The organism is Mesorhizobium sp. M7A.F.Ca.CA.002.09.1.1, from assembly GCF_003998555.1.
GTDB lineage: Bacteria > Pseudomonadota > Alphaproteobacteria > Rhizobiales > Rhizobiaceae > Mesorhizobium > Mesorhizobium ciceri.
The window spans coordinates 1-11,759 of sequence record NZ_RZRR01000060.1 but is presented as its reverse complement, the minus strand read 5'-3'; the positions used below and the strand labels follow the sequence as shown (position 1 = coordinate 11,759).

13 protein-coding genes and 1 pseudogene are annotated in these 11,759 nt (G+C 63.3%); 12 read left to right on the top strand and 2 right to left on the bottom strand.

The features are described 5' to 3' along the window. Window positions 1-616, top strand: a 616-nt coding sequence (locus EN994_RS04875) for an ABC transporter permease (RefSeq protein WP_164745813.1), incomplete at its 5' end; no start/stop codon positions are given. After that, window positions 616-1,419, top strand: a complete 804-nt coding sequence (locus tag EN994_RS04870; protein WP_013532643.1) for an ABC transporter permease — start codon at window positions 616-618, stop codon at window positions 1,417-1,419. The genes EN994_RS04875 and EN994_RS04870, both read left to right, overlap by 1 nt. On the opposite strand, the gene EN994_RS04865 is transcribed toward EN994_RS04870, so the two are convergent. Next, a complete protein-coding gene (locus EN994_RS04865; RefSeq protein ID WP_013532642.1) occupies window positions 1,416-2,204 on the bottom strand; it encodes a fumarylacetoacetate (FAA) hydrolase in 789 nt (262 codons plus the stop codon). The two genes, EN994_RS04870 and EN994_RS04865, sit on opposite strands and share 4 nt — an antisense overlap. A 293-nt stretch (window positions 2,205-2,497) precedes the next feature. On the opposite strand from EN994_RS04865, the gene EN994_RS04860 reads away from it, so the two are divergent. The 9 genes from EN994_RS04860 (at window position 2,498) to EN994_RS04820 (ending at window position 10,377) form a co-directional block, all read left to right on the top strand. Next, entirely contained in the window at window positions 2,498-2,905 is a 408-nt protein-coding gene (locus EN994_RS04860; RefSeq protein ID WP_013532641.1) for a DUF3168 domain-containing protein, read from the top strand. Window positions 2,906-3,080: 175 nt separating this feature from the next. Continuing rightward, window positions 3,081-3,383, top strand: a complete 303-nt coding sequence (locus EN994_RS04855) for a hypothetical protein (RefSeq protein ID WP_013532640.1) — start codon at window positions 3,081-3,083, stop codon at window positions 3,381-3,383. A 119-nt stretch (window positions 3,384-3,502) separates the two neighbouring features. Next, window positions 3,503-4,168 (top strand): response regulator transcription factor, encoded by a 666-nt coding sequence (locus EN994_RS04850; RefSeq protein ID WP_013532639.1) that lies wholly within the window; start codon window positions 3,503-3,505, stop codon window positions 4,166-4,168. Continuing rightward, a complete protein-coding gene (locus EN994_RS04845) occupies window positions 4,152-5,585 on the top strand; it encodes an ATP-binding protein (RefSeq protein ID WP_013532638.1) in 1,434 nt (477 codons plus the stop codon). The genes EN994_RS04850 and EN994_RS04845 overlap by 17 nt, the downstream gene beginning before the upstream one ends. A gap of 184 nt (window positions 5,586-5,769) precedes the next feature. After that, a complete protein-coding gene (locus tag EN994_RS04840) occupies window positions 5,770-6,207 on the top strand; it encodes a hypothetical protein (protein ID WP_013532637.1) in 438 nt (145 codons plus the stop codon). A 93-nt stretch (window positions 6,208-6,300) separates the two neighbouring features. Next, on the top strand, window positions 6,301-7,440 hold the full coding sequence (ccmI, locus tag EN994_RS04835; protein ID WP_013532636.1) for a c-type cytochrome biogenesis protein CcmI: 1,140 nt from the start codon (window positions 6,301-6,303) through the stop codon (window positions 7,438-7,440). 8 nt (window positions 7,441-7,448) lie between these two features. Further along, on the top strand, window positions 7,449-7,892 hold the full coding sequence (gene ccmE / locus EN994_RS04830; protein ID WP_013532635.1) for a cytochrome c maturation protein CcmE: 444 nt from the start codon (window positions 7,449-7,451) through the stop codon (window positions 7,890-7,892). Between the two features lie 32 nt (window positions 7,893-7,924). Further along, window positions 7,925-9,916, top strand: coding sequence for a heme lyase CcmF/NrfE family subunit (locus EN994_RS04825; protein WP_127307415.1), 1,992 nt, complete (start codon window positions 7,925-7,927; stop codon window positions 9,914-9,916). Beyond that, window positions 9,913-10,377, top strand: a complete 465-nt coding sequence (locus EN994_RS04820) for a cytochrome c-type biogenesis protein (RefSeq protein ID WP_013532633.1) — start codon at window positions 9,913-9,915, stop codon at window positions 10,375-10,377. Before EN994_RS04825 ends, EN994_RS04820 begins: the two co-directional genes overlap by 4 nt. On the opposite strand, the pseudogene EN994_RS04815 reads toward EN994_RS04820, so the two are convergent. Beyond that, a pseudogene (locus EN994_RS04815) lies at window positions 10,374-10,592 on the bottom strand (type II toxin-antitoxin system RelE/ParE family toxin); the annotation flags it as partial. The gene EN994_RS04820 and the pseudogene EN994_RS04815 overlap by 4 nt on opposite strands. A 206-nt stretch (window positions 10,593-10,798) precedes the next feature. On the opposite strand from EN994_RS04815, the gene EN994_RS04810 reads away from it, so the two are divergent. Then, on the top strand, window positions 10,799-11,759 hold a 961-nt coding region (locus tag EN994_RS04810), incomplete at its 3' end, for a trypsin-like peptidase domain-containing protein (protein ID WP_127307414.1).

Genomic DNA, 11,759 nt, shown 5'->3' with positions numbered 1-11,759 from the left:
GGTCTCGGTGGCCGCTGCCTACGCCATCACCGTCGTCTGGGTGCGTGGAACCCCGGCACAGCGCCTGATCGCCGAGTTCTGCATTCTCGTTCCCTTCTGGATTTCCGTGCTGACCCGTGCCTTCGGCTGGGTGGCGCTGCTCTCCAATCGCGGCCTGATCAACACGTGGCTGCAGGCGATCGGCTTCATCTCCGAACCGCTGGCGTTGGTGCGCAACGAATTCGGCGTCATCGTCGGCATGACGCACTTCCTCATTCCTTTCGCCGTTTTTCCGCTGGCATCGGCCATGCGCAGCCTCGACGACCGCGTGCTCCTGGCGGCGCGCGGGCTCGGCTCCAGCCGCATGCGCACCTTCTGGACGGTGTTCGTGCCGATGACGCGCTCCGGCATCATAGGCGCGGCGATGATCGTTTTCGTCTTCTCGCTCGGCTTCTTCGTCACGCCAGCGATCCTTGGCGGCGGCCGCAGCGTCATGATTGCCGAGCTGATCTATCTCAGGATATTCCAGAGCCCGGACTGGGGCTTGGGTGCAGCGATCAGCGTCGTGCTGGTGCTGTTCGTCGGCGCGCTGATGGCGCTCTTGTTCCGATATGTCAGACCGAAGCAGTTGATCTGATGCCGACCTACCGCCCCGGTCCCGTCTCGCTGATCATCGCCGCCTTCGTGGCGCTGTTCCTGCTGATGCCGCTGCTCGCCGTCATCCCGGTGTCGCTGACGCCGAGCCGCATGCTGGCCATGCCGTCGGGCGAACTGTCGCTGCGCCATTACCGGGCGCTGATCGAAGACCCGCGCTGGCTCCAATCGATTCTGCTCTCGATCCGCATCGGTGTCGTCAGCAGCGCCTTTTCAACTGTGCTGGCGCTGTGCTTCAGCCTTGGCGTCTGGATGTTCCAGCCGCGCTTCACCGCGGCCCTGGTCGGCTTCGTGCTACTGCCGATGGTGGTGCCGCCGGTGGTCTCGGCGATCACGCTCTACTTCTTGCTCACCTCGATCTCGGGTTTCAGCGCGTTCTTCGGCTACGACACCTGGCTTGGCGTCGCCATGGCCCATTCGGTGATGACCGTGCCCTTCGCCACGGTGCTGATGCTGGTCTCTCTCAGCCAGCTCGACCGCCGCATCGACCTTGCCGCGCGGGGCTTAGGGGCCACTGTGTGGGAGCGCGCCACCCGCGTCATCATGCCCAACATCAAGTTCGGCATCGTCACCGCCGCACTTCTCTCCTTCGTGCTGTCCTGGGAAGAAATCGGCGTCACCCTGTTCATCACCTCTGTCAACGCCATCACGCTGCCGCGGCTCATGTGGATGGGCTTGCGCGACAACATCGACCCGGCGATCGCGGCATTGTCGGTGATCCTGATCATCATCACCGTGCTGGTGCTGGCGGTGCGCAGTTTCGTGGCCAGGCAGCGCGGAGCCTAGACAAACCGCACCGAGACGCGGCCAAACCTGCCTAGATCGCCGATGACTTCGTCGCCTGCCTCGACGCTTATCGGTGTCACGCAGGTGCCGGTAATCACCACCTGTCCCGGCTGAAGCGCTATGCCCAGGCCCGACAGTTCATTGACGATCCAGGTAAGCGCGATGCGAGGATCGCCCAATACGGCTGCTCCCGATCCGCTATGTTGCGACCTTCCGGAAACGGACGCGATCACGGGGTGCTTTGCAAGATCCACGTCGTGCCAGTCGTCTTCCGCCGCCTCGCCGATGACAAACAGATTGGCGCAGGCATTGTCCGCAATGAGCTGCGGCGCCCCGACGGCGCAGAAATCGTCATACCGTGAGTCCGGGATTTCGATCGCCGGGTGCAAGCTCGCCACGGCTTCCATCGCCTCGGCGATTTCATAGGGTGCCGCACGAGGCGGCAGCTCGCGGCCGAAACGGAAAGCGAACTCGATCTCGGCCACGCGCATCTTGCTCGTCGCCAGGGAAACGGTCCCGCCGATCTCCACCGCTTTCTCGGCCAGGAGACGTCCGGCCATGGGGCCGTCGACGTTGATGTGCCTTTGTCCCGCCAGACTGGTCGCGGCAATCTTCCAGCCGAAAAGCGGAGCCGCCGAGCGATCCATGACATGCGACTGGACAGCGTAACCTTCGAGCCGTGTTTGTGGGCGCAACGCCTCGGGTATGGCGTCGAGACGGGTGCCCTTGTCCCAGTGGCCTACCAACAACCGCGACGCAGCCCTGGTCTTTTCTGCATCGAGCATCATCAGCTTCCGAAATTGCTTCCTGGATCAAAAACGGCAAGGAAACATTGCGTCATGCGACGCTGTATGGAGCGAGAATATGTGACCAGGAATCGAGAGTCCATGTTCACGGCGTGGTGCCCGCGACGGTGGTCTTGGCAAAGCCGCCCTTTCGAGATCATCGGCATCCATCATTCCGATGACGAATCGCCATCGCCTCTGCGCGTCGAATGGCTATATCTGTCAGAACACGCAGAACGCGGACAGCTTCCGAAAAGCAACAGTCGGCAGCGCAGGAACCGGAGGAAAAGACGATGACCGCGCCAGGCGATTTGCAGCAGGCAGTGTTTCTCAGGCTGAGAAGCGACGCATCGCTGTCGGCCTTGTTGGGCGGCGCCGGACTGCTCGAACGGCCAACCGACAACGCCGCTTTTCCGTACGTGACCTGCGGCCATACCTCCGCTTTCGACTGGGATACGGGCATCGAGAACACTGACGATCAGTTGATTACGCTGCATGTCTGGTCGAAAGCCCATGGTGATGCCGAAACGCTAGCCATCATGGCCGCCATCCAGGTGCGCCTTGCCGACGCAGCATTGGTGATCGGCCCTCGCGGCCAGACACGACTGTCGCTGGAATTTGCCGAAGCCCGCCATGACGAGGATCTGCTCGTGCATCACGGGCTGCTGCGTTTTCGCGCGATGACGCAGGAAAATGCCTGATGCGCTTTCAATATGGTCAAAACGGAGTCTAGACTGGACTTTCGCGGGATTTCGCCTGTTCGAGGCGGTGAAATCCCAGGTTGACTGTCTCGCGTTGCAGGGGTGTGGCGAGGATGTTTTCAGCGGCGTTCACCGTTCATTTCACGTTCAGCACCGATGCGTTACAACGCCGGTCATGAAAACGCTTCGCTCCCACTTCCGAACCGCGACACTGGCGCTTTGTGCTGCCGGGCTGTTTGCGTCGCAGGCGATGGCGATGCCGGTCATCGCGCCGCCCGACCTTGCCAGTCCGATCGTACTGGCGGCCTCCGATTGCTACGCCATCGGCCAACAGGTGGCTGAGCAGAATGGCGGAACGCTGGCCAAGGCCTCGCAATCGACGCGCGGCGGTCAGCCTGTCTGTGTCATCGTCGTGCTCGTTCCGGGCAAGGACGGACAACGTCCGCGCCGTTCCGAGATCGTCGTTCCGCTGAACTGATCCAATCAATCTTAGGCTACGTTTCCCAGGCCGCCGGAATCGGCCTATATCTGCCCCAGTTTTCAATCCTACAAAGCTCTTCCATCCGACAAAGCTCTTCAACAGGTATCGAACTCCGCATGCGTGTACTGGTCGTCGAAGATGACAAGGATCTCAATCGGCAGATATCGGATGCGCTGGTCGATGCCGGCTATGTCGTCGACCGCGCCTTCGACGGCGAGGAAGGCCATTTCCTCGGCGACACCGAGCCCTATGACGCGGTCGTGCTCGATATCGGCCTGCCGCAGATGGACGGCATCAGCGTGGTCGAGCGCTGGCGACGCGGCGGCCGCAAGATGCCGGTGCTGATCCTGACGGCGCGCGACCGCTGGAGCGACAAGGTTTCCGGCATCGATGCCGGCGCCGACGACTACGTCACCAAGCCGTTCCACATCGAGGAGGTGCTGGCGAGGCTACGGGCTCTGATCCGGCGCGCTGCCGGCCATGCCTCGTCCGAGCTGACCTGCGGACCGCTGCGCCTCGACACCAAGGCCTCCAAGGCCGATGTCGGCGGCGTGCCGCTGAAGCTGACGTCGCACGAATTCCGCCTGCTTGCCTATCTGATGCACCATATGGGCGAGGTCGTCTCGCGGACCGAACTGGTCGAGCATCTCTACGATCAGGATTTCGACCGCGATTCCAACACCATCGAGGTGTTTGTCGGGCGGCTGCGCAAGAAGATGGGCATCGACATGATCGAAACCGTGCGCGGCATGGGCTACCGCATGCGTGAGCCGGAGGCGTAACTCGGAACCGCTCAAACCAACCGCAAGGACGCCGCTTTCGCTGCGTTTGTGGCCGCGTTCGCTGACGTTCCGCGTCATCGCCTTTTCCACGGTCTGGGCGATCGTGACGCTCGTTGTCATCTTCACCTTGATCACCACCCTATACCGCCAAGCCAGCGAGCGCGGCTTCGACAGCCTGCTTTCGGCGCATCTGTTCAACCTGATCGGTTCGATCGGCATCTCCGACAGCGGTGCGCTGACCGGCGCGCCAGATCTCGGCGACCTCCGGTTCTCGGAGCCGAATTCGGGCTGGTACTGGTCGGTTGAGCCCGCTTCGGAAGGCGTGCATGGCGATCTCCATTCGTCGTCGATGACCACGACGATCCCGTCACCGAGCGTTGCCGAGGTGCCGTTCAACGCGAGCTTCCAGCGCAGCTACGCAGCCGAAGGCATCGACGGCGAGCAACTCGAAGTGTTCGAGAGCGAATTCGTCCTCGACGCCAAGAACCGCGCCGCGCGTTTCCGCGTCATGGGCAACCAGAGCGAACTCGAACAGGAAATCGCCACCTTTCAGCGCCGCCTGCTGACCTATCTCAGCCTGTTCGGCGTCGGCATGATCGCCATCAACGCGATCGCAATCCTGCTCGGCCTGCAGCCGCTGCGCCGGGTCAGGAACGCGCTCGCCATGGTGCGCGAAGGCACCGCCCAGAGGCTCGACGGCCGCTTCCCGGCCGAGATCGAACCGCTTGCCAACGAAACCAATGCGCTGATCGAAAACAACAGGCGCATCGTCGAGCGGTCGCGAACACAGGTCGGCAATCTCGCCCATTCGCTGAAGACGCCGCTGGCGGTACTGCTCAACGAGGGCCGCGCGCTCGGCGGCGCCAAGGGGCAGTTGATCGCCGAACAGGCGGCTTCCATGCAGAAGCAGGTCGAACACTATCTCCAGCGCGCCCGCGTCGCGGCACAACGCGACAGCGTCGTCTACCGCACGCCGGTGACGCCGCTGGTGCAGCGCATGGTGCGGGTTCTGCGGAAGCTCAATCCGCAGACAAATCTGTCGCTGTCGCTGCCGGCGGGCGAGATCGTCTTCGCCGGCGAGCGCGAGGACCTTGAGGAACTGCTGGGCAATCTCCTTGAAAACGCGATGAAATGGGCAAAGAGCGCGGTGCAGGTCTCGATCGTGCCCTTGACCGGCAAGGACGACCCGGCCGGCCTGTTCGAGATCGGCATAGAGGATGACGGTCCGGGCATTCCCGAGGACAAGGCTCGCGAGGCGCTGAAGCGCGGACGGCGTCTGGACGAGACAAAGCCCGGAACAGGTCTGGGCCTGGCCATTGTCGCAGACCTCGTCAACGAGTATGGAGGCGTTCTGGCGCTCGAACGGTCCGGTATGGGCGGATTGAAGGCGGTGGTGCGATTGCGGAGCCTTCAGTGATGTTCACCAGAGCCGATCGACATAGAGGGGCGGGAGATGTTGTTGGCGGCATGTCCATTGGTCCCGCAGCGGCCAGCGGCCAAATTTCCGACAAATATCAATATTATGGCCACGCCGACTTCTCGATGACGCGGCCCCCGGCGCATCCATGGCAGGCTCCAACTCAAGAAAACCGGTTGTTGGCATGAAGATTCGCGTCGCGCTTGTTTCCGCATTGCTGGCTGTTTCCGGCTGCACCACCTTGAGCGGCAAGGGTCCAACCGTGGCAGCGACACCGGCCTCGACACCTCCTTCCAGCGGCAAGGTGACCACGACGATCATTTCGGCGATGGGCGGCGGCCTCATCAGCGGGGCGATCGGCAACGGCCTCAGCGAGACCGAGAAGCGCAGCGCGCTCGAGGCTGAGTACAAAGCGCTGGAATACACGACCAGCGGCCAGAAGGTGACGTGGAAAGGCGCCCAGGCTTCGCGCTACGGCGAGGTGGTTCCGGCCCAGCCCTACCGCGTCGGTTCGCAGGACTGCCGCCAGTACACGCAGACGGTGTTTTCCGGCGGCGCCGGAGTCACGGCGCGCGGAACCGCTTGCCGCAACGCCGATGGCAGCTGGACGCCGCTGACCTGACGACCGTCTGCCGACGATTGGCGGCTGGCGTCGTCAAAGCGTCGCAGCATGCATCTGTTGGCACGGCAGAGCTCTGCCGTTATTGGAAGAACCATGCTGTTCTGGGTCATAGCCGCCATTCTCACGCTGGGTGCAAGCCTGGCGGTGCTGTTGCCGCTGGCCGCCAGCGCGAAGGGCGCGTCGTCGAGCGGCGAACATGATCTCGAAGTCTATCGCGACCAACTGTCCGAGCTTGACCGCGACGCCGCGCGTGGCTTGATCCAGCCGGCCGAAGCGGCCGAAGCCCGCGCCGAGATCGCTCGCCGCATCCTTCGCCTTGACAATGCGGGTACCGCCGGTGGCGCAAACGCGGGCCGAGCGCCGGCCACCGCAAGGCTGGTGGCAACCGTAGCCGTGCTGGCGGTGCCGCTGGTCAGTTGGGGGCTCTATGTCAAGCTTGGCTCTCCCGACCTGCCGTCACAACCGCTCAGCGAGCGGTTGGCCAAGAATCCCGCCGACAGTTCGGTCGACGAACTGGTGGCGCGGGCCGAAGCCCATCTGGCCGCCAATCCCACCGATGGCAGGGGCTGGGACGTGCTTGCCCCGGTCTATCTGCGCATGCAGCGCTTTTCCGACGCGGCGGATGCCTATCGCAACGCCATTCGGCTTGATGGCGACAGCGCCGTTCGCCAGGCCGGTCTCGGAGAGGCGATCGCCGGCGCGGCAGGCGGCATTGTCTCGGCCGATGCCCAGGATGCTTTCGAGGCAGCCCTGAAGCTCGATCCGGCCAATGCGAAGGCCAGTTTCTACCTGGCCATGGCGTTGGCGCAGGAGGGTCGCGCCAAGGAAGCGACCACGGCATGGCAGGCGATGCTGGGCAGATTGCCGCCGGACTCGCCATGGCGCGGTGCCGTCGAGCAGGCGCTGGCCAAGTCCGGCAACCCCGAAGTGGCTTCTGGCGACGCCGCCAACGGCCCCGATGCCGGCGATATCGACGCCGCATCCTCGATGTCGCCGCAGGATCGGGAAGCCATGATCAACACCATGGTTGCCGGCCTTGACGACAAACTGCGGCAAAATCCGCACGACCCGGAAGGATGGATGCGGCTCGTTCGTTCCTATGTCGTGCTTGGCAAGGCCGATCAGGCGCGTGAGGCGCTCGGTCGCGCCATTGCCGTCTTTGGGGCCGACAGTGACCAGGCGAAGAAGTTCACCGCCTTTGCCGCTTCGCTTGGGCTTGCGGCGACGGAGTAGAACAAGACATGACGCGCAAGCAGAAACGATTGTCGGTGATCGCGGGCGGCCTGGTCTTCCTGGGTGCCGCGACCGGGCTGACTTTCTACGCGCTTGGCCAGAAGGCCTCCTATTTCTACATGCCGGCCGATCTCACCACGGCAAGCGTCCAGCCTGGCCAGCGCATCCGGTTGGGTGGATTGGTCGAAAAAGGCACGATCCAGCGCGGGCAGGGGGCCACGGTCGGCTTTTCGGTCACCGACACGCACAAATCGGTCAAGGTCACCTATACCGGCATCCTGCCCGACCTTTTCCGCGAAGAGCAGGGCGTCATCACCGAGGGTAGTTTCGGCCCGGACGGGGTTTTTGTTGCCGATAGCGTGCTGGCCAAGCATGATGAGCGCTATATGCCCAAGGAGGTTGCGGACGGCCTCAAGGCCAAGGGCGTGTGGCAGGAGAGCAAGAGTGAATAGCTCCGGCAGGAGAGCGACAGTGGATCACGGGCATGGTTGAAACCGGACATTTCGCCCTCGTCCTGGCGTTTGCGCTTTCGCTGGTGCAGACGCTCGTGCCGCTGTTTGGCGCACGCCTGAACAACCAGCGCCTGATGGCCGTCGGGGGTCCGGTCGCGGTGACCGGCTTCGCCTTGACGGCGCTGTCTTTCGCAGCGCTGGCGAGTGCCTATGCGAGCTCCGATTTCTCGGTGGCAAGCGTGTGGGAAAACTCGCATTCCTTGCAGCCGTTGATCTACAAGATCACCGGAACCTGGGGCAATCATGAAGGCTCGATGCTGCTTTGGGTGTTGATCCTGACCTTCTTCGGCGCACTCGTCGCCGCTTTCGGCTCCAACCTGCCGGCGACGCTGCGCGCCAATGTGCTTGCGGTGCAAGGCGCCATCGGCGCCGCCTTCTTCCTGTTCATCCTGGCGACGTCCAATCCGTTCATCCGGCTCAACCCGGCGCCGATCGAAGGCCGCGATCTCAACCCGATCCTGCAGGATCTCGGCCTCGCCATCCCCCCGCCGTTCCTCTATCTCGGCTATGTCGGCTTCTCGATCTGTTTTTCCTTCTCGGTCGCCGCTCTCATCGAAGGCCGCATCGACGCGTCCTGGGCGCGCTGGGTGCGGCCGTGGACGCTGGTCGCCTGGATGTTCCTGACCGGCGGCATCGCCATGGGATCGTACTGGGCCTATTATGAACTTGGCTGGGGCGGTTTCTGGTTCTGGGATCCAGTCGAGAACGCGTCTTTCATGCCGTGGCTGGCGGGCACCGCGCTGCTCCATTCGGCCATTGTCATGGAAAAGCGCTCGGCGCTGAAGATCTGGACGCTGCTGCTCGCCATCCTGACCTTTTCGCTGTCGCTGCTCGGCACCTTCCTCGTGCGTTCGGGCGTGCTGACCTCGGTGCATGCCTTTGCAACCGATCCGACCCGGGGCGTGTTTATCCTGTGCATCCTGACGTTGTTTATCGGCGGCTCGCTGGCGCTGTTTGCGCTGCGCGCTTCCCGGTTGACGACCGGCGGCCTGTTCCACCCGATTTCCCGAGAAGGGGCACTCGTCCTCAACAATCTGTTCCTGACCACGGCGACGGCGACCGTGCTTGTCGGCACACTCTATCCGCTCGCTGTCGAAGCCTTTTCAGCCGACAAGATCTCGGTCGGCGCGCCGTTCTTCAATCTCACCTTCGGGCCGCTGATGGTGCCGCTGCTGCTCGTGGTTCCGTTCGGGCCGTTGCTGGCCTGGAAGCGCGGCGATGTCTTCGCCGTCGCGCAGCGCCTGATGGTGGCCTTTGCTGCGGCACTGCTGGCGACGCTGGTCACCGCTCTGTTCATCGACGGCGGCTCGGTGTTCGCAGCCCTGGGCGTAGGCCTTGCCGTCTGGCTGATCCTTGGCGCGCTCACCGATCTCGCCGTCAAATCCGGCTTTCGGACCGTCGCAACGGGGATCATGGTCCGGCGCTTGCTCGGCTTGCCGCGCTCGGTCTTCGGCACAGCCTTCGCTCACCTCGGCCTCGGCCTGACCACGCTCGGCATCGTCGGCACACTTTGCTTCGGCACCGAGAAGATCCTGTCGATGCATGCCGGCGAGACCGTCGAACTGTCCGGCCATACGCTGCGTTTCGTCGGGCTTTATCCGGCCCAGGGACCGAATTACAGCGAGGATCGCGGCCGCTTCGAGCTGATCGGCGTCAGCGGCAGCCCTGTTGGCGAAATCAGCTCCGCCAAGCGGTTTTATCCGGTGCGGCAGATGACGACGACGGAATCCGGCATCAGGACGATCGGTTTCTCGCAGCTCTACATCTCGCTCGGCGACGAGGGCAAAGACGGTTCGGTCGTCGTGCGTTTGTGGTGGAAGCCGCTGGTGACGTTGATCTGGGGCGGTGGCCTGATGATGATGGCGGGCGCGGCGATGTCGCTGATGGACCGGCGCCTGCGCGTCGGCGCGCCGTCGCGACGGCGCAAGCAGGCGAGCGTGGTGCCATCCGCGACCCTGCCATGAACGCACGGCTTTCGCTGACCTCCATTATCCTGCTGCTGGCGCTGTTTTTTGCCGGCACGGCCTTGGCGGTGAAGCCTGACGAGATGCTGCCTGATCCTGCACTTGAGGCGCGGGCTCGGGCGCTTTCGGAAGGCTTGCGCTGCATGGTCTGCCAGAACCAGTCGATCGACGAATCCGATGCCGACCTTGCCCGCGACCTGCGCGTCCTCGTGCGTCAGCGCCTCGTCGCCGGCGACACTGACCAGCAGGTCATGGACTACGTGGTTTCGCGCTATGGCGAGTTCGTGCTGCTCAAGCCGCGTTTCGACCTGCGCAATGCATTGCTGTGGGGCACGCCTGTCCTGCTGTTGCTGGTGGGAGGCGTTTTCATCGTGCTGACCGCGCGGTCGCGTCGCTCGACGGCAACCAATGCGCTGACCACTGAGGAACAGGCGGCGCTGGACAAGATACTAGGCAATTAGCTCGGCCATTCCTCCGAGGGCCAGTCCCGCGACGTGTGAATGACGCGCAGGATAACGACGCACTGACGGCCAGCGATCGGGCGCAACTCATAAGCAATGATGTACGGCGGGCGGCCGATGAACGTCTCATATGTGCCTGTTACCCGGCCTGGCCGGCCCGTCGCCATATCACCAAGGCCTCGGCCCATTTCACGAATACGATCCGCCAGGCGTGCTTGCTGTCATTTATGAAAGCCTTGTGCTGAGTTGTGTACAAGATAGCGCATAGGGCATCGCGGCCAACGGGTTTGTGCGTCTCCCGACCCCAAAACATTACCAAAGTTTCATGTGTCGGAAATGGCGCTGTAATGTGCGCCACTCTAATTCTCTTGCTTGAGGATGCCCATCAGCAGCGTCCATTTGGAAAGAGGATACGAGATCCATGAATATTGCCCCCCGTTCATATTCCGTCACCCGCAAGCGTCTCATGGCTGCCGTCGCGTCTGTAGCCGTGGCCGGTGCGATCGGCGTCGGTGCGCTGACCAGCGGAACCAGCCCTGTTCTGGCCGATGCCGTGCGCGTCGAGGCGCCGCAGGTACCGGGCTTCGCCGATGTCGTCGAGCGGGTTTCTCCCGCTGTTGTCAGCGTCAAGGTCAAGGCCAAGATCAGCCCGGCCGCCGATGACGGCTCGGACCCGTCCGACGATCAGGATGGCATGAACAACCTGCCCAACAATCCGCAACTGCGCCGCTTCTTCAAGGAATTCCGTGGATTTGGTGATCAGGACGGCCAGGGTGGCGGCAACAGGCGCTTCAGCCATCGCGACCGCAACAACGACCAGCCGCGGCCGGTTGCACAAGGTTCCGGCTTCTTCATCTCGGATGACGGCTATCTCGTCACCAACAACCACGTCGTTTCGGAAGGCTCGGCCTTCACCGTGGTGATGAATGACGGCAAGGAACTCGACGCCAAGCTGATCGGCACCGACCCGCGCACCGATCTCGCCGTGCTCAAGGTCGATGGCGTCGGCAAGTTTACCTATGTCGACTTCGCCGATGACTCCAAGGTTCGCGTCGGCGACTGGGTGGTGGCCGTCGGCAATCCGTTCGGCCTTGGTGGCACCGTCACCGCCGGCATCGTCTCCGCCCGCGGCCGCGACATCGGCGCTGGCCCTTATGACGACTTCATCCAGATCGACGCATCGGTCAACCGCGGCAATTCTGGCGGCCCGACCTTCAACCTCAACGGCCAGGTCGTCGGCATCAACACCGCGATCTTCTCGCCGTCCGGCGGCAGCGTCGGCATCGCCTTCGACATTCCCGCTTCGACCGCCAAGCAGGTCGTTCAGGACCTGATGAAGAGCGGTTCCGTTCAGCGCGGCTGGCTCGGTGTCGAAATCCAGC

Coding starts and splice junctions, on each gene's coding strand:
- EN994_RS04870 (WP_013532643.1), top strand. CDS start 616: ATGCCGACCTACCGCCCCGGTCCCGTCTCGCTGATCATCGCCGCCTTC.
- EN994_RS04865 (WP_013532642.1), bottom strand. CDS start 2,204: ATGCTCGATGCAGAAAAGACCAGGGCTGCGTCGCGGTTGTTGGTAGGC.
- EN994_RS04860 (WP_013532641.1), top strand. CDS start 2,498: ATGACCGCGCCAGGCGATTTGCAGCAGGCAGTGTTTCTCAGGCTGAGA.
- EN994_RS04855 (WP_013532640.1), top strand. CDS start 3,081: ATGAAAACGCTTCGCTCCCACTTCCGAACCGCGACACTGGCGCTTTGT.
- EN994_RS04850 (WP_013532639.1), top strand. CDS start 3,503: ATGCGTGTACTGGTCGTCGAAGATGACAAGGATCTCAATCGGCAGATA.
- EN994_RS04840 (WP_013532637.1), top strand. CDS start 5,770: ATGAAGATTCGCGTCGCGCTTGTTTCCGCATTGCTGGCTGTTTCCGGC.
- ccmI (WP_013532636.1), top strand. CDS start 6,301: ATGCTGTTCTGGGTCATAGCCGCCATTCTCACGCTGGGTGCAAGCCTG.
- ccmE (WP_013532635.1), top strand. CDS start 7,449: ATGACGCGCAAGCAGAAACGATTGTCGGTGATCGCGGGCGGCCTGGTC.
- EN994_RS04825 (WP_127307415.1), top strand. CDS start 7,925: ATGGTTGAAACCGGACATTTCGCCCTCGTCCTGGCGTTTGCGCTTTCG.
- EN994_RS04820 (WP_013532633.1), top strand. CDS start 9,913: ATGAACGCACGGCTTTCGCTGACCTCCATTATCCTGCTGCTGGCGCTG.